This is a genomic window from uncultured Oscillibacter sp. (assembly GCF_910587525.1).
Taxonomy (GTDB): domain Bacteria; phylum Bacillota; class Clostridia; order Oscillospirales; family Oscillospiraceae; genus Oscillibacter.
Genome location: NZ_CAJULS010000024.1, coordinates 1 through 21,746, shown reverse-complemented (window position 1 = coordinate 21,746; position 21,746 = coordinate 1). Strand labels below are relative to the sequence as shown.

The 21,746-nt window shown below is 59.5% G+C and carries 25 protein-coding genes and 1 pseudogene; 15 read left to right on the top strand and 11 right to left on the bottom strand.

The annotated features are described in order from the left end of the window. From QZ326_RS04130 to QZ326_RS04095, 8 genes are all read left to right on the top strand, one after another. Positions 1–92, top strand: a 92-nt coding sequence (locus QZ326_RS04130; protein ID WP_295741535.1) for a bL21 family ribosomal protein, incomplete at its 5' end; no start/stop codon positions are given. 2 nt (positions 93–94) lie between these two features. After that, entirely contained in the window at positions 95–442 is a 348-nt protein-coding gene (locus QZ326_RS04125; RefSeq protein ID WP_295741532.1) for a ribosomal-processing cysteine protease Prp, read from the top strand. Positions 443–471: 29 nt separating this feature from the next. After that, entirely contained in the window at positions 472–753 is a 282-nt protein-coding gene (gene rpmA / locus QZ326_RS04120) for a 50S ribosomal protein L27 (RefSeq protein WP_016320492.1), read from the top strand. A gap of 75 nt (positions 754–828) precedes the next feature. Then, positions 829–1,260, top strand: a complete 432-nt coding sequence (locus QZ326_RS04115) for a hypothetical protein (RefSeq protein WP_295741528.1) — start codon at positions 829–831, stop codon at positions 1,258–1,260. 201 nt (positions 1,261–1,461) lie between these two features. Beyond that, positions 1,462–2,430, top strand: coding sequence for a tRNA dihydrouridine synthase DusB (gene dusB / locus QZ326_RS04110; RefSeq protein ID WP_295741525.1), 969 nt, complete (start codon positions 1,462–1,464; stop codon positions 2,428–2,430). 23 nt (positions 2,431–2,453) lie between these two features. Beyond that, entirely contained in the window at positions 2,454–3,041 is a 588-nt protein-coding gene (locus QZ326_RS04105; protein ID WP_365328302.1) for a sigma-70 family RNA polymerase sigma factor, read from the top strand. Beyond that, positions 3,038–3,883 carry an anti-sigma factor gene (locus QZ326_RS04100; protein WP_295741519.1) on the top strand — a complete coding sequence of 282 codons (846 nt, stop codon included), beginning with the start codon at positions 3,038–3,040 and terminating at the stop codon, positions 3,881–3,883. Before QZ326_RS04105 ends, QZ326_RS04100 begins: the two co-directional genes overlap by 4 nt. Before the next feature lie 240 nt (positions 3,884–4,123). Then, on the top strand, positions 4,124–4,636 hold the full coding sequence (locus tag QZ326_RS04095) for a QueT transporter family protein (protein ID WP_295741515.1): 513 nt from the start codon (positions 4,124–4,126) through the stop codon (positions 4,634–4,636). A gap of 162 nt (positions 4,637–4,798) precedes the next feature. On the opposite strand, the pseudogene QZ326_RS04090 reads toward QZ326_RS04095, so the two are convergent. From QZ326_RS04090 to QZ326_RS04075, 4 genes and pseudogenes are all read right to left on the bottom strand, one after another. Continuing rightward, a pseudogene (locus QZ326_RS04090) lies at positions 4,799–5,439 on the bottom strand (CatA-like O-acetyltransferase). Between the two features lie 286 nt (positions 5,440–5,725). Beyond that, on the bottom strand, positions 5,726–5,884 hold the full coding sequence (gene rd / locus QZ326_RS04085; RefSeq protein WP_295741509.1) for a rubredoxin: 159 nt from the start codon (positions 5,882–5,884) through the stop codon (positions 5,726–5,728). A 91-nt stretch (positions 5,885–5,975) separates the two neighbouring features. Further along, positions 5,976–8,267, bottom strand: a complete 2,292-nt coding sequence (locus QZ326_RS04080) for a polysaccharide pyruvyl transferase family protein (protein WP_295741506.1) — start codon at positions 8,265–8,267, stop codon at positions 5,976–5,978. Positions 8,268–8,307: 40 nt separating this feature from the next. After that, positions 8,308–8,808, bottom strand: coding sequence for a deaminase (locus tag QZ326_RS04075; RefSeq protein ID WP_295741502.1), 501 nt, complete (start codon positions 8,806–8,808; stop codon positions 8,308–8,310). A 292-nt stretch (positions 8,809–9,100) separates the two neighbouring features. Between QZ326_RS04075 and QZ326_RS04070 the strand changes: the two genes are divergently transcribed. Beyond that, entirely contained in the window at positions 9,101–9,343 is a 243-nt protein-coding gene (locus tag QZ326_RS04070; protein WP_295741499.1) for a hypothetical protein, read from the top strand. A 23-nt stretch (positions 9,344–9,366) separates the two neighbouring features. After that, on the top strand, positions 9,367–9,543 hold the full coding sequence (locus QZ326_RS04065; protein ID WP_295741496.1) for a hypothetical protein: 177 nt from the start codon (positions 9,367–9,369) through the stop codon (positions 9,541–9,543). An 84-nt stretch (positions 9,544–9,627) separates the two neighbouring features. Here QZ326_RS04065 and QZ326_RS04060 read toward each other — a convergent pair whose 3' ends face one another. Then, positions 9,628–10,275 (bottom strand): DUF4368 domain-containing protein, encoded by a 648-nt coding sequence (locus tag QZ326_RS04060; protein WP_295741493.1) that lies wholly within the window; start codon positions 10,273–10,275, stop codon positions 9,628–9,630. A 367-nt stretch (positions 10,276–10,642) separates the two neighbouring features. On the opposite strand from QZ326_RS04060, the gene QZ326_RS04055 reads away from it, so the two are divergent. Further along, the gene (locus tag QZ326_RS04055; RefSeq protein ID WP_295741490.1) at positions 10,643–11,647 is read left to right on the top strand and encodes an XdhC family protein; all 1,005 of its coding nucleotides are present in this window, start codon (positions 10,643–10,645) and stop codon (positions 11,645–11,647) included. 115 nt (positions 11,648–11,762) lie between these two features. Here the strand turns inward: QZ326_RS04055 and QZ326_RS04050 are convergent, their stop codons facing one another. Continuing rightward, on the bottom strand, positions 11,763–13,139 hold the full coding sequence (locus QZ326_RS04050) for an MATE family efflux transporter (RefSeq protein WP_295741487.1): 1,377 nt from the start codon (positions 13,137–13,139) through the stop codon (positions 11,763–11,765). Next, a complete protein-coding gene (locus QZ326_RS04045) occupies positions 13,136–13,588 on the bottom strand; it encodes a MarR family winged helix-turn-helix transcriptional regulator (RefSeq protein WP_295741484.1) in 453 nt (150 codons plus the stop codon). The genes QZ326_RS04050 and QZ326_RS04045 overlap by 4 nt, the downstream gene beginning before the upstream one ends. Before the next feature lie 182 nt (positions 13,589–13,770). Between QZ326_RS04045 and QZ326_RS04040 the strand changes: the two genes are divergently transcribed. From QZ326_RS04040 to QZ326_RS04025, 4 genes are all read left to right on the top strand, one after another. After that, positions 13,771–14,616 (top strand): DegV family protein, encoded by an 846-nt coding sequence (locus QZ326_RS04040; protein ID WP_295741482.1) that lies wholly within the window; start codon positions 13,771–13,773, stop codon positions 14,614–14,616. 316 nt (positions 14,617–14,932) lie between these two features. Further along, positions 14,933–15,949, top strand: coding sequence for an ATP-grasp domain-containing protein (locus QZ326_RS04035; RefSeq protein WP_295741481.1), 1,017 nt, complete (start codon positions 14,933–14,935; stop codon positions 15,947–15,949). After that, entirely contained in the window at positions 15,946–16,665 is a 720-nt protein-coding gene (locus QZ326_RS04030) for a metallophosphoesterase (protein WP_295741478.1), read from the top strand. The genes QZ326_RS04035 and QZ326_RS04030 overlap by 4 nt, the downstream gene beginning before the upstream one ends. Continuing rightward, a complete protein-coding gene (locus QZ326_RS04025) occupies positions 16,662–17,543 on the top strand; it encodes an NAD(P)-dependent oxidoreductase (RefSeq protein ID WP_295741475.1) in 882 nt (293 codons plus the stop codon). The genes QZ326_RS04030 and QZ326_RS04025 overlap by 4 nt, the downstream gene beginning before the upstream one ends. A gap of 131 nt (positions 17,544–17,674) precedes the next feature. Here the strand turns inward: QZ326_RS04025 and QZ326_RS04020 are convergent, their stop codons facing one another. From QZ326_RS04020 to QZ326_RS04005, 4 genes are all read right to left on the bottom strand, one after another. Further along, positions 17,675–17,827 carry a hypothetical protein gene (locus QZ326_RS04020; RefSeq protein ID WP_295741472.1) on the bottom strand — a complete coding sequence of 51 codons (153 nt, stop codon included), beginning with the start codon at positions 17,825–17,827 and terminating at the stop codon, positions 17,675–17,677. A 7-nt stretch (positions 17,828–17,834) separates the two neighbouring features. Further along, positions 17,835–18,449, bottom strand: coding sequence for a rubrerythrin (rbr, locus tag QZ326_RS04015; protein WP_295741470.1), 615 nt, complete (start codon positions 18,447–18,449; stop codon positions 17,835–17,837). Between the two features lie 181 nt (positions 18,450–18,630). Then, the gene (locus tag QZ326_RS04010) at positions 18,631–20,385 is read right to left on the bottom strand and encodes a Na/Pi cotransporter family protein (protein ID WP_295741467.1); all 1,755 of its coding nucleotides are present in this window, start codon (positions 20,383–20,385) and stop codon (positions 18,631–18,633) included. Positions 20,386–20,621: 236 nt separating this feature from the next. Further along, positions 20,622–21,485, bottom strand: a complete 864-nt coding sequence (locus QZ326_RS04005) for a patatin family protein (RefSeq protein WP_295741464.1) — start codon at positions 21,483–21,485, stop codon at positions 20,622–20,624. Between the last annotated feature and the right edge of the window lie 261 nt (positions 21,486–21,746).

The following is a 21,746-nucleotide window of genomic DNA, read 5'->3' as shown; positions in this document are numbered from 1 at the left end:
TCTTCAAGTACAATCCCAAGAAGGGCTACCGCAAGCGTCAGGGCCATCGCCAGCCTTACACCAAGGTTGAGATCGCCAAGATCTCCGTCTGAGCATGACCACTGTCACCTTTCGCGTGGAGGACAGCCGGATCACCGGTTTTGACTGCCGGGGTCACAGCGGCTACGCCGAGGCGGGCGCGGACATCGTCTGCGCCGCCGTCACCAGCGCCGTCCGCCTGGTGGAGGCCACCGTCAACGACGTGCTGGGCCTGGCGGCGTCCGTGAAGGTGCGGGAGAGGGACGCGTCCATCTCCCTGCGTCTGCCCGGGGGTTTGGCGCCCACGGCGGAGAGCACCTGTCAGGCACTTTTGACGGGTCTGATGGTCTACCTCACGGAACTCCACGACGAGTACCCTGAAAATATTGAAGTACTGGAGGACGAGGCGTCCTCTCCATCTTAGGAATCTAAAAGAAAGGATGGTCCGTTATCATGATTCGTATTGGTCTTCAGTTCTTCGCCCACAAAAAGGGCGGCGGCTCCACCAAGAACGGCCGTGATTCCAAGGCCAAGCGCCTTGGACCCAAGCGTGCCGACGGCCAGTTTGTTAAGGCTGGCAACATCCTGGTCCGCCAGCGCGGCACCCACATCCACCCCGGTGTGAACGTGGGCATTGGCAGCGACGACACCCTGTTCGCCAAGGCGGACGGCGTGCTCCGCTTTGAGCGGCTGGGCAAGGATCGCAAGCAGGCCTGCGTGTACGAGGCTGAATAAGAAACACGCTGAGGGGCCCGGACATCTGTCCGGGCTCTTTTATGTTGGTTAAGTATGCAGAGAGGAGATATGTCTATGTGGAATATGCTCTGGCCAATTGCCATGATCGTTACAGCAAACGTCTTGTATAATATCTGTACCAAGGCCGTGCCTGCCAATGTCAACGCCTTCGCATCCCTGTTCGTCACATATTTGGCGGCGTCCGGGGCGTCTGCGGCGCTGTTTTTCCTCACCAGCCAGGAGAAAAACTTGCCGGCAGAACTGGGACAGGCTGACTGGAGCGCTGTGATTCTGGGCCTGGTGATTGTCGCGCTGGAGTTTGGCTATGTGGCCGCTTACCGGGCGGGCTGGAAGATCAGCATTTGCTCCCTGACCGCCAATATTGCGCTGGCCTGTGCTCTTTTGCTGGCAGGGGCGCTGCTGTACCGGGAGGCGCTCAGCCTCCGGCAGGTGCTGGGAGCAGCGGTATGCGCATTGGGACTGTGGCTGGTGTGTGGAAGCGGCTGAGGGTTTTCCGGCAGGAGGACGGAACAGCATACCGCTCTGTTCCGGTACGGGCTCAATTTGACATTTTCATGTTAGGATGGTATCTTGGATAATATAGTCGGCACACAGGCTTGGTCCAACTGGCGGGCTGGGTTCGCTGGTTGAAAATCCGCATTTTGTGAATTTCCAGTGTGTCATATAAAATGAGAGGGAGGCCGCCCCATGCGCATTGGAACAGTAGAAATCTCCTCGCAGCTGGCCCTGGCCCCCATGGCGGGGGTAACGGACGCCGCTTTCCGCCGGATCTGCGCGGAGCAGGGCGCGGGCTATACGGTGACGGAGCTCATCTCCTCCAAAGCCCTGTGCTACCATGATAAAAAGACCTTCTCCCTCCTGCGGCAGTTCCCTGGCGAGCATCCCGCCGCCGTGCAGATCTTCGGCAGCGACCCGGTGTGCATGGCGGAGGCGGCCCAGCTTGCCCTGGAGGCCTCCGGGGCGGACATCATCGACATCAACATGGGCTGTCCTATGGGCAAGATTGTGAACAACGGCGACGGCGCGGCATTGATGCGGGACCCGGAGAAGGCTGGCCGCATTGTAGAGGCGGTGGTAAAAGCCGTCCCTGTGCCCGTCACCGCCAAGTTCCGCCGGGGCTGGGACATGGGCAGCTGCAACTGTGTGGAGTTTGCCCAGGTCCTGGAGCAGGCGGGCGTCTCCGCTGTGGCGGTCCACGGGCGCACCCGGGCCCAGGTCTACGGCGGCCAGGCGGACTGGAACTGCATCCGGACGGTGAAGGAGGCGGTCTCTGTCCCGGTTTTTGCCAACGGCGACATCTGGAAGCCGGAGGACGCCGTTCGGATTTTGCGGCACACCGGGGCCGACGGGGCCATGATCGGCCGGGGGTGCTTCGGCAATCCCTGGATTTTCCGCCAGGCCGCCGCGGCGCTGGCGGGGGAGTCTATCCCGCCCCTGCCGCCCCTGGCGGAGCGGTGCGACACCGCCGTGCGGCAGTTTGAGCTGGCGGCGGAGGCCAAGGGGGAGCGGGCAGCCGTGCTGGAGGCCCGGCGGCACTACTGCTGGTATCTCAGGGGTGTGCCCCACTCCGGCTACTACAAGGAGCAGATCGTACAGATGAACACTCTGGAGGATGTCTACCGGGTGACAAGGGGGATCAAACGGGATTTGCAATGAACGCTTTACAGGAACGACAATGGGTGGAATCCGCCCGGCAGGGAGATCAGGCCGCCTTTGAGCAGCTGGTGCGGGCCTATGAAAAGCGGGTCTTCGCGCTGGCGCTGCGGATGTGCGGCAATCCCGAGGACGCCGCCGAGGCCGCTCAGGAGGCCTTTCTGGCGGTCTGGCAGGGACTGCGGTCCTTCCGGGGGGAGGCCAGCTTTTCCACATGGCTGTACCGCCTGGCCTCTAACGCCTGCGTGGATCTTCTGCGGCGGGAGGGGCGGCACCGCTCCGCCGCGGGTCCCTCTCTGGACGACGAGAAGCTGAATCTGGACACGGCGGACCCCGCTCCCACGCCCCAGGAGGCGGCGGAGCGGACGGAAGTGCGGGAGCAGATCGAGACGGGATTGCGGCAGCTGCCGCTGGAGTACCGGCAGGTGCTGATTCTGCGGGAAATGCACCAGCTGAGTTACGAGGAGATCGGGCAGACGCTGTGCCTGGACGAGGGAACGGTGAAGTCCCGCATCAGCCGGGGACGAAAGCGGCTGCGTAAATTTTTGCTGGAGAGTGGGAACTTTTCCGGCGGGCCGCCGTCTAAACGACCAGAAGAGGAGGGCTGCAAATGAAATACTGTGAGGAATTCGCGGCCCTGCTGGACCCGTATGCGGACGGGGAGCTGTCCGGGGAGGAGGCCGCCCGGGTCCGGGCGCACCTGGAGCGCTGCCCCGGCTGCCGGAGCTATGTGGACGGAGCCCTCGCCATCCGGGCCGCCTTCCCCAAGGCGGAGGCGACCGTGGTGCCGGAGGGCTTTGTCCAGGGCGTCATGGCCGCTGTTCGGGCGGAGGAGGCGAGAAAAGCCCGGCCTGCCCAGAGGAATACTATGGTTTGGGGCCGTGTCCTGCTGCCCCTGGCGGCATGCTTTGCCATCGTGCTTGCGGTGCGGTACGGCCCCTTCCATGGCGGCGGCATCAGTGCCGCCGACAATTCTGCCGCCACCTCCGGCGAAGTGGACGATGTTTGCGCGGCCAATAGTGCGGCGCCGCATGATTTTGCCTCCGCTGCCCCGCAGATGGACGCAGACCTGTTCCAGGCGGAGAGCGGCCTTGAGACTGGGCCTGCATTACGGATGGTTCCGGACGGACCTGCCGCATCTGTTGACGGCGCCCTCAATGAAAACGCGCAGGGAGTGGAAGCGCGGGAGAAAACCGAGATAACGATGGCGTCCGGTGAGCAGATGCCTGCCCCCCGGGTCATCCGCCTGACGGCGGAACAGGCCGGAAGGCTGCTGGCGGACCTGCCCTATACCACTGGAGAGGACGGCGTCCGCTGCTACCAGCTGCCCCGCGGCGACTTTGACGACCTGCTGTCCGCCCTGGCGGAGCGGGATATCGTACCGCCGGAAGAGGAGGCTTTGAAGGCGGAGCACCTCCCCGAGGGGTATGATCTGGTGTATGTGACGGAAGAATAGGCAGGAGGGAACCGCAGATTTGTGCGGTTCCCCCTTTTCTTTTGGGCGGCGCTGTGGTATGATACCTCCTGACAGGTGCCATCTCCCTGTCCAAGCGTTCGGGCCTCCGGCCCGGGCGTTCGTTCGATGTACCAGATGGGGCATCGTTCTCTAAACAAAAAAATGGAGGCCGCCCGGGCCTTACCTCGGGTATTTTTCCACATCCGCGGGCCTCCACACTGTCAAAAGGAGGCCTTTTTTATGTCCAAATCCCGCATTTCCGTCCACCGCCTGACCCTGGCGGCCGTCATCGCCGCCGCCTACGCCGGCCTGACCCTGTTCCTGCCCATCCCCCAGTACGGTCCCATCCAGTTCCGGGTGGCGGAAGCTATGACGCTGCTGCCCTTCCTGTTTCCGGAGGCGATTCCCGGCCTGGCGGTGGGGTGCTTCCTGGCAAATCTTCTGGGTTCACCCTATGTGCTGGACTGGATTTTCGGCACGCTGGCGACGCTGCTGGCGGCCCTGTGGACATCCAGAATGCACAACCGGTATCTGGCGGCGGTGCCGCCGGTGGTCTGCAACGCGTTGATCGTGGGGGCGGAGATCGCCTATTTTTCCACCCTGGACGGCGCGGCCTTCCTCCCCGCCTTTGCCATGAACGCCGTCACCGTGGGCCTGGGGGAGGCGCTGGTGTGCTTCATCCTGGGGACGCTGCTGCTGCGGGCGCTGGATCAGGTTCCCTCCCTGCGGGGCCGCTCCGCCGGGCAGGTATAATACGGCTTTCCAGAAAAGCGCGTCCCGCTCAAAACGGGATGCCATCAAAAGGGCCGGGCAGCCCATTGTGGGCTGCCCGGCCCTTTTGATGCTGTGTGACCCACTGTAAACATGCTCAGGGAAAGTACCTGAGAAAGAGATCGAACGGAAAGGGGTTAGATCTTATTTGAAAAAGGCAAAACGCCCAAGCGGCGGATGCTTCCTTCCACAGAAAAGAATTATAAGCCAAACATGGTGAGCTTGAATCGCAAGCGGCAGCATTCTTCTGCCGTTTGCTTCGAAAAATTTCCCAATGGTGAATATGGGAAGAAGGTATTTCCCCTCGCCAAAGACATTGCTATCAAAGGCAGTGAATGTAAACATGGCACCATTGAAATATCAAACGAGTTGAGGGGCCTGTCTGGCTTTGGAGCAAATTTCGCAGAGGAAGAAAACTCTGCGGCGTCCGCTTCATAGGCCTTCAGGAATTCACTGTAATCAGGATTGGCCTCTGTCCATATTCCGGAGAAAGTCTTGCTCTCCTGATTAAAAATCGTATAAGCCGGGAGTATTTGATCGTAAATGCCAAGGCCTTCGTCTGTGAGTGCAGTACGAAACTCCGGCATCTGATTCACCGTTTTTGTCAACAGCCAAATCATAGCAGGGTAGAGCCGATATCCCTTTAGGGCCGTTATATCCAGATTGACGGTCGCTGAATAAGCGCATCTCACCTCATTGATAAAATGCAGGTATAGTTGAAGCACTTGAAAATCCGCAAGTTCCGGATTTTCAACCAGCGGGGCGAAGCCCTGCTGAACGGGCATTGCCCGTGTGCCTCAACTATGAAGTCAAACACACGTCCGCTTATGCGGGCTCTGGCGGCAGTTTTACTGCCGCCAGGTTGAAAAGAATCAGAATGATTCTTTTCAAGTGTGCTGACGATAAAACTCTCTGCGTTCCCAGGTTTCCAAATCAATCAGTGTGAATGCCATACGTCCTGTTCCTTTATCGATTTCTCTCTGCCAGTCAGTTTATTATAAAGCGGCGCCCGCTGAAAAGCAGCTGCTTCTCAGCGGGTGTTGGCTTGCTTATGGCGTGGTCCGAAACTTTTTACACCTCTTTGAAGACATCCTTGCCCAGGCCGCAGACGGGGCACACCCAGTCCTCCGGCAGGTCCTCCCATTTGGTGCCGGGGGCAACGCCGTTGTCCGGATCGCCGGCCGCCTCGTCATAGATATAGCCGCAGGGTTCGCACTCGTACTTTTTCATGGTGAACACTCCTTTTATCAACAATGGGATTTTCCTATTATATAACAGAGTTCTCCTATTAAACGCGATTGCATTTGCAACATTTTTCCAACTACCGCAGTTTTTTCCGCAGTTTTGCTTTCAGCTCCGGGGACAGCAGCTTTCCCGCGGCCCGCACCGGCAGGGACGGCAGGGTGAAAAACCGCTTGCGCACCGCGTCGAAGGGCTCCAAGGCATAGGCGGCGAAGAACGATGCCCGGTCCGGGGGACAGGACGTGGGAGAGACCAGCCGGGGATTTCCGGCGATGGCCCGCTCTACAGGGAAAGCCTGCCGGCTCAGGGGAAGCTGGTCGAAGAGATGGCTGCCATGGGCTGTGTTCACCAGCAGGAGGCTGACGCCTTTTTCCTGCTGCTCCGGCAGCTCATCGGGCCGCAGGCCCCAGAAGTCCCCCAAAGTGAAGTCTCCGGGACGGGTCATGGAGGCGTAGGGACAGCGGTAGCAGCTGGGCCGCAGGAAGAGCGCCCGTCCGAAGGCGCGGCCGTACTCTGTGCGGAACAGGGGGGCCGAGTCCACGGAGCCGTCGTCGTAGACGGCGGTGAAGTGGCTATCCTTCCAGCCGGTGATCTTGTTGCGAAAGCGCACCGCCTGAAGGCCCTTGCCCTTCCGCCGCTCGATATACCGGGCCGTGTCCTCCCACACGCCGGGGGAGGGCACCCCGTGGCACACCAGGTCGCAGGTGGTCAGATTCTCCGGACGGCCACCCAAATAGCGGTAAAGGCCGTCCACCTGACAGGGTGTGCCGGAGAAGAGCACCTGGCGGTTCTCCAAGTACTCCTTCACCATGCGAAAGGTGCCCTCCAGGTCGCTCTGCACGTATTTTGCTCCCCGCATGCGCCAAAGCTCCTCCTTTCGGAAGCACACCGTGTGGCGCAGGTGCTGCTGTCCGTCGAAGGCCGCGCCGAATACCACGCCGCCCCCCTCGAGCACGTATTCCGCCAGGGCGGTGAACACGCCGCCGGAGGTGGAGTCCCGGCGGATGGCGTCGCTGCGGTTCCAGGCGGCGAAGGCCGCGGGCGGGGGCTTTTGCTCCTGGGGGTGCAGGGCGGGACAGACGGCGGTGCAGCGGCCGCAGCGGACACATTTGTCCAGGTCCACCACCGGGCGGGCAAAGCCCTCCCGGTCCCGCTCCATTGCGATGGCATCCCGCGGGCAGGCGGCGGCGCAGGCGGTGCAGCCGGTGCAGTGGGTATCATCCGCCAGACGGGGCGGGCCATCTTCCGCCGCCGGGGCGGGGGATTCCCGAAACTCCTCATCCCGCAGGGCGGCCTCCAGGTAGCGGAGAGAGGACTGCCGGGCGGTCTGGAGGCGGGCCTCCACCGGCGGCCAGTCAATGGGCTCTTTGAGATTTGCGGCATCGCCCTTGCCCACAATCCGCTCCGTCAGCCCCAGACGGCTCAGGAGGCTGAAGGTCCGGGAGGTCTCCGGTGCGGCCAGTTCCCGGGGGGAGACGGCGGTGAAGAAGGGCTTTTGAAACTGGACGGAGAATACCGTCCCGTGGAAGGAGTTGGTGCAGACATAGCTTGCGTCCCGGAAAAGGCCCAGGAACTCCGCCGGTCCGGCGTCCAGCACGCATTTGGCCTTTGGATGAACCCTCCGCCGTGTGCCGCACAGCTGTACCACCGGCAGGCCCGTCTCCTTCGTCAGACGGCGGATATAGGGCTCCAGCGGGCCGGGGGCGCTGATGCAGTAGCAGAGGATATAGCCCTTTTCGGTGTGTTCCGCCGCCATGGCGGCCCAGTCCTCCCGGGAGGGCAGCAGCGTGGGGTCCAGCACCAGGGCCGGCTCCCGTCCGGCGACTCGGCGGACAATGGCCGCCCCCTGGTTCTCCCGGACGGAGAGGTGGGAGAACTGCTTTAGATAGTCTCTCAGCTCCGCCTCCATCCCATCGGGAATCCGGGGGACGCCGAAGGAGGGGGCGTAGGCGATCTTCCGGCGGTCTGAGAACGCGCCGAAGAACACCGGGTCAAACCGCCCGTCCGGGAAGATGGTGGGATTCCAGATCTGGTCGCTGCCGGAGAGGATCAGGTCGTAGGGCAGCTCCGCCGACCGCAGCTCCTCAAAGCTCTCAAACCGGTGGGGGGAGATGCGGAGCCAGCGGCGGGAGAAATCCTCAAACCGGTCACGCCGGATTTTCAGGGGCTTGTAGTGCAGGGCCGTGTGGGCGTCTGCGGCGGCGGAGCCAAGGCCGGTGGAGGCGCGGAAGAGATCGTTGCTCTGGTTGACATAGTAGTCGATGATCTCACACGTTCCGCCCAGGGACTCCACGGTCCGCAGCGTGGCCGCCGCTTGGAGCAGGGCCCCGTAGTGGTGGATATGGTAAAAGGTGACAAGTCCTGTTTTCAAGGGCAAGACTTCCTTTCTTTATATATGGCGGTCTCTGCTGTCAGGGCAGGTCCGGGACCTCCTCCGGAGGAACCAGGAGGTCGTCTTCGGCGATCCACTCTTCCACGTCCACCACCTCAAATTCGGTCTCCGTGCGGCGGATCACCACCTTTTCCAGTCCTGCGTTGATTACAAGCCTCCGGCACATGGAGCAGGAGGTGGCGTCGGAGAGGAGCCCGCCGGTTTGGGCGTCCCGGCCCACCAGGTACAGCGTGCCGCCCACGGTGTCCCGCCGGGCGGCGGAGATGATGGCGTTGGCCTCGGCGTGGACGCTGCGGCACAGTTCGTACCGCTCGCCCCGGGGTACCCGCATGGCCTCCCGGGAGCAGTAGCCAAGGTCCACGCAGTTGGCCCGGCCCCGGGGGGCGCCGTTGTAGCCGGTGGCGATAATCTCATCGTTTTTCACGATGATGGCCCCGTAGACCCGGCGCAGGCAGGTGGCCCGCTCCAGCACGGTCTGCGCGATGTCCAGGTAGTAGTTTTCCTTGCTGATGCGCTTCATGGACAGCCCTCCGTCAGTATATCTAAAATTTTTTGAAGTGTGAATGATAAATAAATTATAGCACATAGGCATGGTTTTGGCAAGGCCGTCCGGCCCGGAGGCAGCTTTTTGCAGGGGCGTTTTCCCGGTTTCGTGCACCCCGGCTAGGAGGGGCGGCGGGAGTTAGAGGGGGGAATGGCCCGCAGAGGGCTGCGGGCCCCACAAAAGCCTAGGCCCCACAGGATCCCCGGCAGAAGGGGCTGGGCCATTCCCCCGAAAACAGCCCAGGCCCCAGCAAAAAGGAGAAACAAGCATGGGACAGACCACAAACTACCAGTTCTCCTGGTGGGACGGCACAGACCGCATTCTGATGGAGGATTTCAATGCCGACAATGCCAAGGTGGACGCCGCGCTGAAAGCCGAGGCCGCGGCCCGGGCGGCCCGAACCGGCAACTGCCAGATCTACACCACCAGCTATGTGGGCACCGGAAAATGGGGGACTGGAGGCCCTAATTCCGTCACCTTCCCCACCGGCCCCTGGCAGTGCTTCTTGTGAGCTCCAGCGGGATACCATTCACGATGATGACGCCGGGGCAGCGGGAGTTCCGGGCCTTTGGAGCTCCGGGCACAGCCAGATCCGCCTCCCCCACCTGGCAGGGGAGCCCCGTGACGTGGATCGGCATTGACGCGACATACCAGTTCAATGAGGAGGGAATTACCTGTTATGTAGTGGGGCTCCTGGCGGTGAACAAGTGAAAACAGAGGGAAAGGCCCCTGCACCAAATGGCGGGGCCTCATAAGGAAGTATTTTTATCTTGAAGAAGTGGCGTAGTCGGGAGGCTACGCCGCTTCTTCCTTTGCCTGGGGAGTGGGGAGAATACCGATGAAGTTATAAACAATGTCAATCTGCTGGGTGCGGTGTCCGCTGGACTTGTCCGGGGCGTGTACGTTGATACGCTCTATAAACTCGTTAAAAATGGCCGGGGTGAGCGTGTCAATCTCGCTGTACTTCTTCACCAGGGCGATAAACTGCGCCACGTTCACGGCCTGGGCCTGTTCCTTGTCCAATTCAGCATGGAGGGCCTTGGCCTTTTCCGTCAGCGTGCGCTGTTCGTCCTCGTAGGACTTGGACAGCTTGGAAAACCGCTCGTCTGAAAGTTTCCCGCTGATATTGTCCTCATAGATACGTTGAAACAGCACGTCTAAATCCGATATACGCCGTTCGGCCTGGGCCAGCTCCCGCCGCTTCTGCGCTGTCTCCCGCTTTTGGTCGGCCATGCTCTTATCCATGGGAGCTGTGACGCGGACCGGGCGGTTGTTGTCAGCCAGGCGAGAAACCTTCTGGGTCTCCCGCTTGGTGGCGGAGCCCTGGCCGGGCAGCTGCACGTGGACGTTCACATCGATGGTGCCGCTGGCGTCCTTGTAACGGTGACGGTATACGCTCCCGTGAGCGGCCTCCTCTCCCCCCCGGTTAGGTTTATAACGCAAGTAAATGAAATAGATAAATTTTCCATTTTTGGAGGGCGTCTGGGATATATTTTACCGGGAGAAAGGCCGGCGGAACATGTTCGATTTCTTCAAAATTGTCTTGTCTTTGACAGTTTTCGCAAACTTGTAGCACAGGGTAATGACAGGAACCCCCAGGCGGCCATCCGGGACAGCCGCCTGGGGGGTGGAAGACTTTTCAGCAAAAATCCCCCAGGACCGTTTGCGCGGGAGAAGAGATGTGTTATAATCAAACAACGAAAACGATGAAAAGCCTTTTCAGGCGTTACAGCGTGTACGCCTTAACAGGCTGCTGTTTTCCGGTTATTTGACTATATCATAGGAGAAAATGCAGGAGAGGATGAGGCATATGCGGGAACTGGTGCGGGAGATTGTCCACGCCCTGGAGGCGGGGACACCGGCGGAGCTGGTGGCTGTGACGGAGGCCAGCGGCTCTACGCCCCGGGGAGCAGGGGCGCTGATGGCGGTATTCCCCGGGGGGCGGGCCCTGGGGACCATCGGCGGCGGAAATGTGGAGTACGAGGCCCAGCGGCTGGCCGCGGAGCTTCTGGAGAGCGGCGGCAGCGCCCTGCGGCACTTCCGTTTCGTCCAGGGGGATGCCGCCAGCCTGGGCATGGTCTGCGGCGGCGGTGTGACGCTGCGCTTCCAATATCTCCCCGCCGGGGACGCCAATGCCGTCGCCGTCCTGCGGGACCTGATGGAGGCTTCCGGCGGGAACCTGGACACCTGGCTGGTGCTGAACGTCCAGGAGGAGACCGCCGCCATGGGTACGGCGGACCGGAACGGCCCCCGGCATCTGGAGACCCCGCCGGAGGACCTGTTCTCCCTGCTGCGAAACAAACCCGCCCTGGCCGGCGCCTGGCTGGCTATCCCCATGGTGCGGGCGGGACGGGTCTATATCTTCGGCGGCGGCCACGTCTCCCGGGCCCTGGTGCCCGCCATCGCGGCCGTGGGCTTCCGTCCGGTGGTCTACGATGACCGGCCCGAGTTCGCCGATCCCGCCCTGTTCCCCCGGGCGGAGGCTGTTCTCAGTGGGGATTTCACGAAAATCAGCGGGCAGATTACCCTGACGGCGGACGATTATGTGGTCATCATGACCCGGGGCCACCAGGCGGACTACGAGGTGCTGACCGGGACCCTCCGCAGCGGCGTGAAGTACCTGGGCTGTATCGGCTCCAAAAAGAAACTGGCCCTGTGCCGGGAGCGGCTGCTGGCGGCGGGCTTCACGGCGGAGGAGTATGCCAAAGTCCACGCCCCCATCGGCCTTCCGATCGGCGCGGAGACGCCGGAGGAGATCGCGGTGTCCGTCACGGCGGAGCTGATTGCCGTCCGGGCGGGGCTGCCCGGAACTTGACACCGTCCCGCCGGGGCTTGCAATAAAAACAGGAAAAGCGTTCCGCCTCCGCCTCGGGGGCGGGGCTGGAATGCCGCAGGACCCGCCGGAGGGCATACGGCGGGTCCTGTGCGTTTTATGATTCGGCCTCCAGCCGTGCCATGGCAGGGCGGAACTGCATGGAGAACATGATGGCCGTAGTGGTCACCGCCAGGGCGTCCGCCACGGGTTCCGCCAGGAACACGGCGAAGACTTTGTCCGCGAAGAAATTGGGCAGGATATAGATCAGGGGAATCAACAGGATGATCTTCCGCAGAACTGCCAGAAACAGAGATGTCTTGGCGTTCCCCAGAGAGACAAAGGTCTGCTGGCAGGCGATCTGGACGCCGAAGATGCCCGTGGCACCCATATAGATCCGCAGGGCCCACGCGGTGTACTCCACCAGCTCCGGGTCGTTGTTGAAGATCAGAGCGAAGGTCTGGGGGAAGAGCTGCACTAAAACCCACATGGTCAGGGAGTAGACGAGGCAGGAGCGCAGCAGCACCCGGAAGGCGTCCCGCACCCGCTGGGCGTTCCGGGCGCCGTAGTTGTAGCTGATGATAGGCTGGGCGCCCTGGGTCAGGCCCTGGAGGGGCATCATGGCGAACTGCATGATGCTGGTCAGCACGGTCATGGCCCCTACGGCGATATCCCCGCCGTATTTCAGCAGTGAGGAGTTGAAGCACATGGCGATGAGGCTCTCCGTGGACTGCATGATGAAGGGGGAGAGGCCCAGGGCCAGGCAGGGCAGCACCACCGCGGCCCGGGGGCGCAGGTTCTCCCGCCGGATGCGCCACTTGGTTTTGCCGCCGGTGAGGAACCGCAGAACCCACACCGCCGACACTGCCTGGGAAAGAATGGTTGCCAGCGCCGCGCCCTGCACGCCCAGCCCGAAGGCGAAGATAAAAATGGGGTCCAGAATGGTATTCAGAATCGCACCGATCAGTACGGTTTTCATGCTGACGGTGGTGAATCCCTGGGCGGTGATATAGGCGTTCATGCCCAGGGTCAGCTGGACAAACAGCGTACCCAGGGAGTAGATGCGCATATAGCTCAGGGCGTAGCCGATGGTGTTTTCGCTGGCGCCGAAGGTCAGCAGCAGCGGCTCGGCGAAGAGCTGGAACGCCGCCGTCAGGCACAGGGAGGTGACCACCAGCAGCGTCAGGCAGCCGCCCATGATTCGCTCGGACTCCGCCGGATTTCCCTTGCCCTCCTGGATGGAGGCCCGGGGCGCGCCGCCCATTGCCATTAATGCGGCGAAGGCGGAGATAATCATGATGACCGGCAGGCACACCCCCACGCCGGTGAGGGCCAGCTTGCCCACGGTGTCCGCCGGCTGCATGTGGCCGATGTAGACCCGGTCCACCAGGTTGTAGAGCATATTGACGATCTGGGACGTGATGGTGGGCAGGGCCAGGGAGAACAGGAGTTTTCCCACCTTGCCGCTGCCCAGATCCGCTTGTTTTTGATTCATGGCTGTACTTCCTTCTCCATAAGATGCGCACCGTTTTCCAGTACGGTCTCCAGCAGGCGGCGGAATTGAGCCTCGTCCTCCGGCGAGAAATTCGCCAGAAGCCGCCGCCCGCAGGCCGCCTGGATGGCCTGAGCCTCCCGGGCCAGGGGGACGCCGGGCTCCGTGACGGCGAGATGGACTACCCGGCGGTCGGATGCGTCCGGCGCTCTGCGGAGGACGCCCCGGGCCGCCAGCAGGTCCACCGCCTGGGAGACTTGAGATTTTGCCATCCCCCGGTACTCCGCCACGTCCCGGGCGGTGTCATAGCCGGGGTTGTTGGCCAGAAACAGCAGCACATGGATCTCCCGCATGGTCAGGCCGGTCCGCTCCAGCATGGGGGCGAACTGATGCTCGTAAAACCGCTCGAACTGTCTGGAGAACCGCAGCAGCCGGGTAGTGACGGTGGGCATGGGGAGCCTCCAATCGTTTCTGAAAAAACTGTTCTAAAAAAAACTATTATGACTATATCACCAACTGATGCTGCCGTCAAGGATTTCTTCTCCTGCTGCCATTTTACCATTGACAAACAGGTGCTTGTGCGGTATGATAATAGAAAATGTGGTATACAAAACCATATTATAAGGAGTTTATTATGATTTGGAACGTTGTGAGCGACAGCAGCTGTGATCTGCGAATGGCGTCTTTCCAGGACAGCCCTGTCCGGGTTGAGATCGTCCCTCTGCGCATCCAGGTGGGGGAGCGGGAGTTCATTGATAACGACGGGCTGGTGATCCCTGAGATGCTGGAGGCCATGGCGGCGGAGAAGACGGCGGCATCCACGGCGTGCCCCTCTCCGGCGGCCTTTGCCAAGGCCTTTGAGGCTGGGGACTGCACAGTATGCTTTACCATCTCCGCCAACCTCTCCGGCACCTACAATGCCGCCGTGATGGCCCGGGACATGGTGCTGGAGGAGCATCCGGAGAAGAAGATCTGCGTCATCGACTCCAAGGCCACCGCCGGGGCCATGGCGCTGCTGATCCACCGGGCCATTGCCCTGATGAAGGATGCGGCGGCAGACGCCTTTGAGGACATCTGCGATCAGCTGCGCCTGTACCAGGCGGCCCTGCGGACCTGTTTTACCCTGGAGAATTTCGACAACCTCATTAAAAATGGCCGTATGCGGCCGCTGGTGGGCAATCTGCTTCACTCTCTGGGTATCCATGTCATCGCCGACGCCACCCCGCAGGGCACCATCCACGTGGCCGATAAGGCCCGGGGAGAGGCCAAGACCTGCAAGGCCATCGCCGCCCTCATGGGCGCCAGCAAGGACTGCACCGGAGCCCGGGTGGTGATCTCCCACTGCGAAAACCTCCCCGGCGCACTGAAACTGAAGCAGGCCATTCACGACGCCCTGCCGGTGAAGAGTGTGGATATCATCTCCTGCCGCGGCCTCACCAGCTTTTACGCCATGGAGAAGGGGCTCATCATCGGCTACTGAATGGCTCCACCAGGTTGCAAGGGACTCATAGGACAACAAAATGTGACAGATATAGAATCCCGCGGAGAGGCCCTCAAGGGCAACCCTCCGCGGGAGTTTTTTGCTTTTGCCGGGGTGTTTTCATGAACAAGGAATTTTGCAAAAATGTGTACGTTTTTGTAAGAAACGTGCTGCTTCTATAGGAATTCAGAATACCACACAAATCGTCTCTTTTCAATGCTTCCAACAACTTTTTCCATGGCTGAAACAGGCCCGCCAAAACGTACGCATTATTACAGGTTGCGTATCTGTAAAGCAAGCGGGAAGGGGCCTCTAAATGAATAAAATTCGTGTTTTGATACTTGGTATGAGTGGCAATGTCAGTCAGGGTATTTTGAAAGCAATCAGGAATTCAGGACTGGACTGTTATATTGTGGGAGCATGTGTCTTCTCCGATACAGAGGGTCTGTATCTGTGTGATAAAGCCTATACGTCCCCCTATGCGATTTCTAAAGAGTTCATTCCATGGCTCGTTGACCTCTGCGTCTCCGAAAGAATTAAAATTGTATTTTCGGGAGTTGAAGAGATCATTGACGCGCTCTCTCCTGTGCGGGAGCAGCTTTTGCATGAAACGGGAGCTATATTTCGGGCATCCTCTCCAAATAAATTGGAGATCGGCCGGGATAAGTTTCTCACTTGCCGTTGGTTGGAAAGCCATGGTTTTCCCTCCCCTGCCTGCCGCTTGTCGGGCGAGGCCGAAAAACTGTTGGAGCAGTACAAATATCCGCTGATTGCCAAGCCGCGCAGGGGAAAAGGTTCTAAAGGCGTATTCATGGTCGAAAACGAAGCGGATTTAAAACGGGCTATGGAAGCCCCTGACTACGTAGTTCAGGAATACATTGGGGATGCGGAGGATGAATATACGGTTGGCTGCTATCAGAGCCTGGACGGATTTATCCCGGCTCCCATTATCATGCGCAGAACGTTAAAAGACGGTACATCCTGGAAAGCTGAGGTGATAGAAGATTCTGCGATCCAAAAGCTTTCGGAGCAAATCTGTGCCGCCTTTCAGCCAGACGGGCCATTGAACGTTCAACTGCGTCTGAACAAGAACGGAGTTCCTGTGCCATTTGAATTAAATGTCCGTTTTTCCGGCACTACCCCCATACGTGCGCAATTCGGATTCTGCGATGTAAAAGCGATGCTGATGGAATCGGTACTGCACCAAAGCATAGAGGGAAGTTTTTCCATACAGCACGGGAAAGCATTTCGGTATATCAATGAGCTTTATGTGATAACGGGTGCTTCGGAGCGCGGAGGGGTATTTATTGATACAACCGGGAGCAGATTATGAAGCTGATATTTTTTTCTGACATTCACGGCAACATAGGCGCCTTTCAGGAATTTCAAAAGCGTTTACAGCAGGAAAAACCGGATCTGGTGGTGTTTTGCGGCGATGTGTTTGGTTACTATTATCAACAGGACAGGATATTGACAGCGTTGAGGGAAAGCGGTTGGTTATGCTTGCTGGGCAATCATGACCGCTGCTTTTTGGAACTTATGGATGGACTGCGGAATGTGGAAAGCCTGAGTCAAAAATATGGGTCTTCCTATGTCCGCTGCCTGCGTACGGGTGCAATATCAGAAGAAAACGTGGCATTTCTGCGGTCACTAAAACCGCAGGTGCAGCTTGATATGGATGGCTTAAACATTGCCGCGTTTCACGGATCACCATTGGATCCTCTCAACGGGAGGGTTTACCCGGATACCCCTATCGAGGCTGCGGAATTATATGCGCCATATGATTTTGTTGTTTTAGGTCACACGCATCATAAAATGGTACGTACTCTGGGAAATACAACACTCCTCAACCCGGGGTCTCTGGGACAGCAGCGCGACGGCCGCGGATGCAGTTATGCGACGCTTGACACATGTACGCGTACAATTTCGTTTCAAGTGGTAGAATATGGGATATCCTCTCTGCTGGGTGAAATAGAGGCAAATGATCCGGACAAGCCGTTTCTTGCCTCTGTATTGACAAGGACTCCATTGAAAGAGGAGATTACATGAACGTATTGGTAACAGGCTGTAATGGTTTTATCGGAAGCCATATTTGCCGGATGCTGATGGAAGAGGGTCACCGCGTATGCGGTTTAAGCCATAGCGCCGTAAACAAGCTGGACTTGGAGAAATACTATTCAGCAGATATTTCCTCCCAAGGTATAGTAGAGGCAACGGCGGCGCGGATGGGTCCCCTAGACGTAGTGGTCCACTGCGCGGCGCATATTAGCTATGACGGTGCGGACAGCCGCCTTATGGCGGTCAATGCCGTTGGGACACAGAATATTGTTACATTAGCGAAGCGCTGCGGTGTCTCAAAATTCTTATATTGTTCCAGTATGCCGGTAATTGGCGTTCCCATTATGCGGCCTATTACGGAGAATCATCCACTGGCGCCCACGACTATGTATCATGCGTCTAAATTGGCAGGCGAATACATTGTAAAAGCATCTGGGATAAAATCAGTTATTTTAAGGATTCCATCTCCTGTTGGGCCAGGAATGAGTCAGAAAACCCTCTTGCCCATAGTGGTGTCATGCTGCCTGAAAAATGTTCCCATTAGATTGTATGGGACAGGCGGACGGATACAGAATTATATTTCTGTGCTGGATGTTGCAAGAGCGGTCTGCCTCTCCCTGAACCGCAACGTTGAGGGATGTTTCAATCTTTCAGGTGACAGTATATCCAATCTGTCGCTTGCCAGGATGTGCAGGGAGATTACATCCTCACATTCGGAGATTATCTTTACCGGAGAGCCGGATCCAGCCGACGGCCATATTTGGGAGGTTTCCGGAGAAAGGGCTGCAGAGCAGATGGGTTTTGTACCCGATGTGGGAATAGAAGAGTCCATTTCGGCGCTTATTAGGAGTTATGGCAGAAACGAATAACCTCAAAAGCGCCAGCCTAAAATGGTCACAATAAGAAATTACTAATGGCACACCGCGATATATGGTCTGCGGAGCCCGGCCCTGACTTCTGCAAGTCAGGGCCGTTTGCAATGCAGCTTCCAGACAGGGGGTTATGATTCCTCCGCCTCCCGGATGATCTCATCCAGCACGCCGATCAGGTCATACAGAGTGTTAATGCTCACGTTTTTGGCCAGGATGGCGTTTTGCAGGGCAGGGGACAGGGAGTCGAACTGGGAGCGGACCTTGGGACTGATGTTGGTCATGCCGGCCTCACTTTCCCAGGACCTGAGCGCCGCCGTAGGGGGCCATGTCCAAACGGATATAATAGCCCTGATCGTGTTCGCATACCGGGCACAGCTTGGGGGCCTCCGTGCCCTCGTAGATATAGCCGCAGTTCAGGCACATCCAGGCAGTCTTACCCTGGCTGGAGAACAGCCGTCCCTGATCCAGCAGGTCCGCAAGATATGCGAAGCGGTTTCCGTGGGTCTTTTCAATCTCGGCAATCTGGCGGAAGGAGGCCGCCACCTTGGGAAAGCCCTCCTTCTGGGCGGTGTCGGCGAAGTCCTTGTAAACCGGGTCGTGCTCTTCAAATTCATTGTGCTGGGCCCGGCGCAGCAGCTGGAGGATGTCATTGGTGATGTCCACCGGGTAGCCGCCGTCAATGTGGACGGTTTCTCCCGCCAGCTCCTTCATGTGGTTGTAGAAGATCTCGGCGTGTTCCTTCTCCTGGTTGGCAGTGAAGGTGAATACGTCCGCCAGCACCTGTAATTTCTGCTGCTGGCACAGTCCAGCGGCGAAAGTGTAGCGGTTTCGGGCCTGGCTCTCTCCGGCAAAGGCCCGCATCAGGTTTTTCAGCGTCTCGCTGTTTTTAAAGTCCACAGACATCAGGGGTTCCTCCTGTTTCGGTGATATGGATTAGGATGCCGCCCCTGAGCGAATTTATGCGCGGTACGGCAGTCTCCGGCGGGAGACATGCAGGCGCAGGCCTGATGGCAAAAAACGCTCCCGGAGACAGCACTGTCTCCGGGAGCGATTGCGGATTTGCCAATTGCGGGAGGCCTGTCCGTCAGGCCGGCTCCTCCGGCAGGCGGTATTTGCCCAGGTCCACCTGCAGAGTGGAGGAGAAGTTCTCCTCCGTAATCAGCTGATGGAGGTAGGCGTGGCGGCTGACATCGCCGCGCTTTTCCTCAATGACGCTGACGGCAATATTGGAGCAGTGATCGCTGACCCGCTCAAAGTTGCCCAGCAGGTCATTGAGCACAAAGCCCAGCTGGATCGTGCAGGTGCCTGTCTGGAGGCGGGAGATATGGCGGCTGCGGATCTCCTCAATCAGCCGGTCAATGGTCTCTTCCAGGGGTTCGATGGACTGGGCGGCCGCGGCGTCGGCGGCAGTGAAGCAGTCCAGAGCCGCCTCCAGGATGTCCTCCAGGGCGGAAATCAGGACCCGCAGCTCCGCCTCGGCGGAGCCGGAGAAGGTGAGGCCCCGTTCGTGGAGCTCCCGGGCGGAGTCCTGGAGATTCAGGGCGTGGTCGCCGATACGCTCGAAGTCGCCGATGGCGTGGAGCAGGCGGGAGACGGTGCGGATGTCGTCCATGGAGACACCGTGCTGGGAAACCTGCACCAGATAGCTTCCCAGGCGGTCCTCGTAGATGTCCAGCTTGTCCTCATTTTTAAGAATCTGATTCTCCCGGGTATCAGAGAAGTCCGACAGCTGCCGGATGGACAGCAGCAGGTTTTCTCTGGCCAGGGCGCCCATGCGGTTGGTCATGGAAACGCACTCGCTGATGGCCACGCTGGGGGTCCGCAGCAGCAGGGGGTCCAGGAAGGCAAACTGTTCCGCCTTGGACTCGTCGCTGATCATTCTCCGCGCCAGCCGTTCCAGCTGGCGGGAGAAGGGCAGCAGCAGCGCCGTGGTGAAGACGTTGAACACCGTGTGGCAGAAGGCAATACCAACGGCCCCTGTGGCCTCATCCAAAAAGGCAAAGTGGAAAATGAGGTTTCCGCCAAAGAAGAGCGCCAGCCCCACTGCCGTGCCGATGACATTAAAGGCGATGTGGATCACGGAGACCCGCTTGGCGTTGCGGTTGACGCCGATGGAGCTGATGAGGGTGGTGGCGCAGGTGCCGATGTTCTGGCCCATGATAATGGGAACGGCCATGCCATAGGTGATGGAGCCGGTGAGCGCCAGGGCCTGCAGAATGCCCACCGAGGCAGCGGAGGACTGGATGATGCCGGTGACCACCGCGCCCACCAGCACGCCGGTGAGGGGATTCTGGAAAGCCGTCAGGACCTGGGAAAACTCCGGCATGTCCGCCAGGGGGCTGACGGAGTCCTTCATCAGTTCCATGCCGTACATCAAAATGGAAAAGCCCACCAGAATGCGGCCCACATCCCGCCGCCGCTGTTTTTTGGAGCCCATGATGAGCAGTACGCCCGCCAGGGCCAGCAGGGGGGAGAAGCTCTCCGGCTTGAGCATGTTGACGAGGACGTTTTCGCTCTCAATGCCCGTCAGGGAGAGAATCCACGCCGTCAGCGTGGTGCCGATGTTGGAGCCCATGATAACGCCGATGGTCTGGCCGATTTCCATGACGCCGGAATTCACCAGGCCCACCAGCATCACTGTCATGGCAGAGGAGGACTGGATGGCGATGGTGATGCCGGCGCCCAGCAGCAGGCTTTTAAGGGGAGTGGAGGTCATGCGCTTGAGCAGCCGTTCCAGCTTGCCGCCAGCCATCTTCTCCAGGCTTTTGGACATGGTGGTCATGCCGTAGAGAAAGAAGGCCAGTCCTCCGCAGAGAGTGAAGAGTGAAAAAATATCCATGCCGACGCTCCTTTGATCCATTTTCCGGAGTGCAGGGAAAGTCCGGGCTGCTGTCAAGTTTATGAGGCGTCCCTATTATATATGTTGGAAGCAGGAAAGGAAAGGGTTGGAAATGGGAAATGCAAAATTTGCGTAAACTTTTAGATAGTATAACAATTATTTGCAAAAATTATGTGAAATATTACTGAAAACGAAAACGCTTGCGTATTTCCCGGTGAAAAAACATTTCAAACGGATCAACGCGCCTCCTCCGTCCAGAAGGCGCGCACGTCTTCCGCGGCCCGTCGGCCGGCAAAATAGCCCTGCTGCCACAGCGCCCGCAGGGTGTCCAGATTCTTCTCCGTCCGGGAACAGCCCAAGGTGTCCTCCGGGGCGACGACCCACACCTTGCCGGCCCGCTCAAGGGCAAAGAGGTCCTCCCGGCTTTGGTTATACCGCTCCGCCCGGGTGCGCATGGTCTCAAGAAATCGGGGATACCGGCGGAAGGTCCGCTCCAGCACCCGCAGGCTCTTGTCGGAGCCCTTGTGAAAATCCCGCTCCCGGGTCAGGACTACCACCACCCGGTCACAGCCCGTCTCAAAAGCCCGCCGCCATGGGATGGCGTCGGCGCAGCCGCCGTCCAGACAGGGTTTGCCGTCCAGGTGGTAAATAGGGAACATCAGCGGGATGGCGCAGGTGGCCTGAAGCAGCAGGTTGTGCTCGTCCCGGCGGGGTACCGGCAGGTACTCGGCAAGACCGGTGTCCAGGTTGGTGACCACTGCCTCCACTGTGCCGGGATAGGATTCAAAGGCGCCGTAATCAAAGGGGATCAGCTTGTTGGGGATGGTGGTGTAAGCGAACTCCAAGCCGAAGTAGGAGCGGTTCCGGGGATTGGCCCAGTTCCGCCATCCCATGTAGCGGGGGTCCTGCACATAGGAGGTGATGAGATGGAGATTCCGCCGGCTCTGGCGGGAGAGGTAGCTGACGCCGTAGGCGATGCCGGCGGAGACGCCCACGGTATAGTCGGGCAGAGGAAGGGCCATGTCTAAGAATGCGTCGCAGACGCCGGCGGAGAAGATTGTGCGGAGGGCACCGCCCTCCAGAACTAATGCGGTTTTCATACAATGTCTCCTTTATGGGGGTTCCCCTGCGGGGGACGGGGGATGCCGCCCCACGGGGGCGGGACGGGGGTTCTCCCGCCGCGGGCGGGGACGGGGGCTGCACGGCTTCGCCGTGCACGGTCCAAAAGAGAAAAAGACGCTTTTGGCACTCGCGGGAGCGTTTCGCTTCGATTGAAGGGCACGCAGGAAATTTGATGGGTAGACGTAAGGACTTTCTTCTCTTCCCGCGCTTCGCGCCTGGCTGGCTCCGTGCGGAGAAGA

What these genes read in the sequence shown, in the direction of transcription:
- QZ326_RS04125 (WP_295741532.1), top strand. Translation starts at nt 95, where the DNA reads ATGACCACTGTCACCTTTCGCGTGGAGGACAGCCGGATCACCGGTTTT.
- rpmA (WP_016320492.1), top strand. Translation starts at nt 472, where the DNA reads ATGATTCGTATTGGTCTTCAGTTCTTCGCCCACAAAAAGGGCGGCGGC.
- QZ326_RS04115 (WP_295741528.1), top strand. Translation starts at nt 829, where the DNA reads ATGTGGAATATGCTCTGGCCAATTGCCATGATCGTTACAGCAAACGTC.
- dusB (WP_295741525.1), top strand. Translation starts at nt 1,462, where the DNA reads ATGCGCATTGGAACAGTAGAAATCTCCTCGCAGCTGGCCCTGGCCCCC.
- QZ326_RS04100 (WP_295741519.1), top strand. Translation starts at nt 3,038, where the DNA reads ATGAAATACTGTGAGGAATTCGCGGCCCTGCTGGACCCGTATGCGGAC.
- QZ326_RS04095 (WP_295741515.1), top strand. Translation starts at nt 4,124, where the DNA reads ATGTCCAAATCCCGCATTTCCGTCCACCGCCTGACCCTGGCGGCCGTC.
- rd (WP_295741509.1), bottom strand. Translation starts at nt 5,884, where the DNA reads ATGAAAAAGTACGAGTGCGAACCCTGCGGCTATATCTATGACGAGGCG.
- QZ326_RS04075 (WP_295741502.1), bottom strand. Translation starts at nt 8,808, where the DNA reads ATGAAGCGCATCAGCAAGGAAAACTACTACCTGGACATCGCGCAGACC.
- QZ326_RS04070 (WP_295741499.1), top strand. Translation starts at nt 9,101, where the DNA reads ATGGGACAGACCACAAACTACCAGTTCTCCTGGTGGGACGGCACAGAC.
- QZ326_RS04065 (WP_295741496.1), top strand. Translation starts at nt 9,367, where the DNA reads ATGATGACGCCGGGGCAGCGGGAGTTCCGGGCCTTTGGAGCTCCGGGC.
- QZ326_RS04055 (WP_295741490.1), top strand. Translation starts at nt 10,643, where the DNA reads ATGCGGGAACTGGTGCGGGAGATTGTCCACGCCCTGGAGGCGGGGACA.
- QZ326_RS04050 (WP_295741487.1), bottom strand. Translation starts at nt 13,139, where the DNA reads ATGAATCAAAAACAAGCGGATCTGGGCAGCGGCAAGGTGGGAAAACTC.
- QZ326_RS04045 (WP_295741484.1), bottom strand. Translation starts at nt 13,588, where the DNA reads ATGCCCACCGTCACTACCCGGCTGCTGCGGTTCTCCAGACAGTTCGAG.
- QZ326_RS04040 (WP_295741482.1), top strand. Translation starts at nt 13,771, where the DNA reads ATGATTTGGAACGTTGTGAGCGACAGCAGCTGTGATCTGCGAATGGCG.
- QZ326_RS04035 (WP_295741481.1), top strand. Translation starts at nt 14,933, where the DNA reads ATGAATAAAATTCGTGTTTTGATACTTGGTATGAGTGGCAATGTCAGT.
- QZ326_RS04030 (WP_295741478.1), top strand. Translation starts at nt 15,946, where the DNA reads ATGAAGCTGATATTTTTTTCTGACATTCACGGCAACATAGGCGCCTTT.
- QZ326_RS04025 (WP_295741475.1), top strand. Translation starts at nt 16,662, where the DNA reads ATGAACGTATTGGTAACAGGCTGTAATGGTTTTATCGGAAGCCATATT.
- QZ326_RS04020 (WP_295741472.1), bottom strand. Translation starts at nt 17,827, where the DNA reads ATGACCAACATCAGTCCCAAGGTCCGCTCCCAGTTCGACTCCCTGTCC.
- rbr (WP_295741470.1), bottom strand. Translation starts at nt 18,449, where the DNA reads ATGTCTGTGGACTTTAAAAACAGCGAGACGCTGAAAAACCTGATGCGG.
- QZ326_RS04010 (WP_295741467.1), bottom strand. Translation starts at nt 20,385, where the DNA reads ATGGATATTTTTTCACTCTTCACTCTCTGCGGAGGACTGGCCTTCTTT.
- QZ326_RS04005 (WP_295741464.1), bottom strand. Translation starts at nt 21,485, where the DNA reads ATGAAAACCGCATTAGTTCTGGAGGGCGGTGCCCTCCGCACAATCTTC.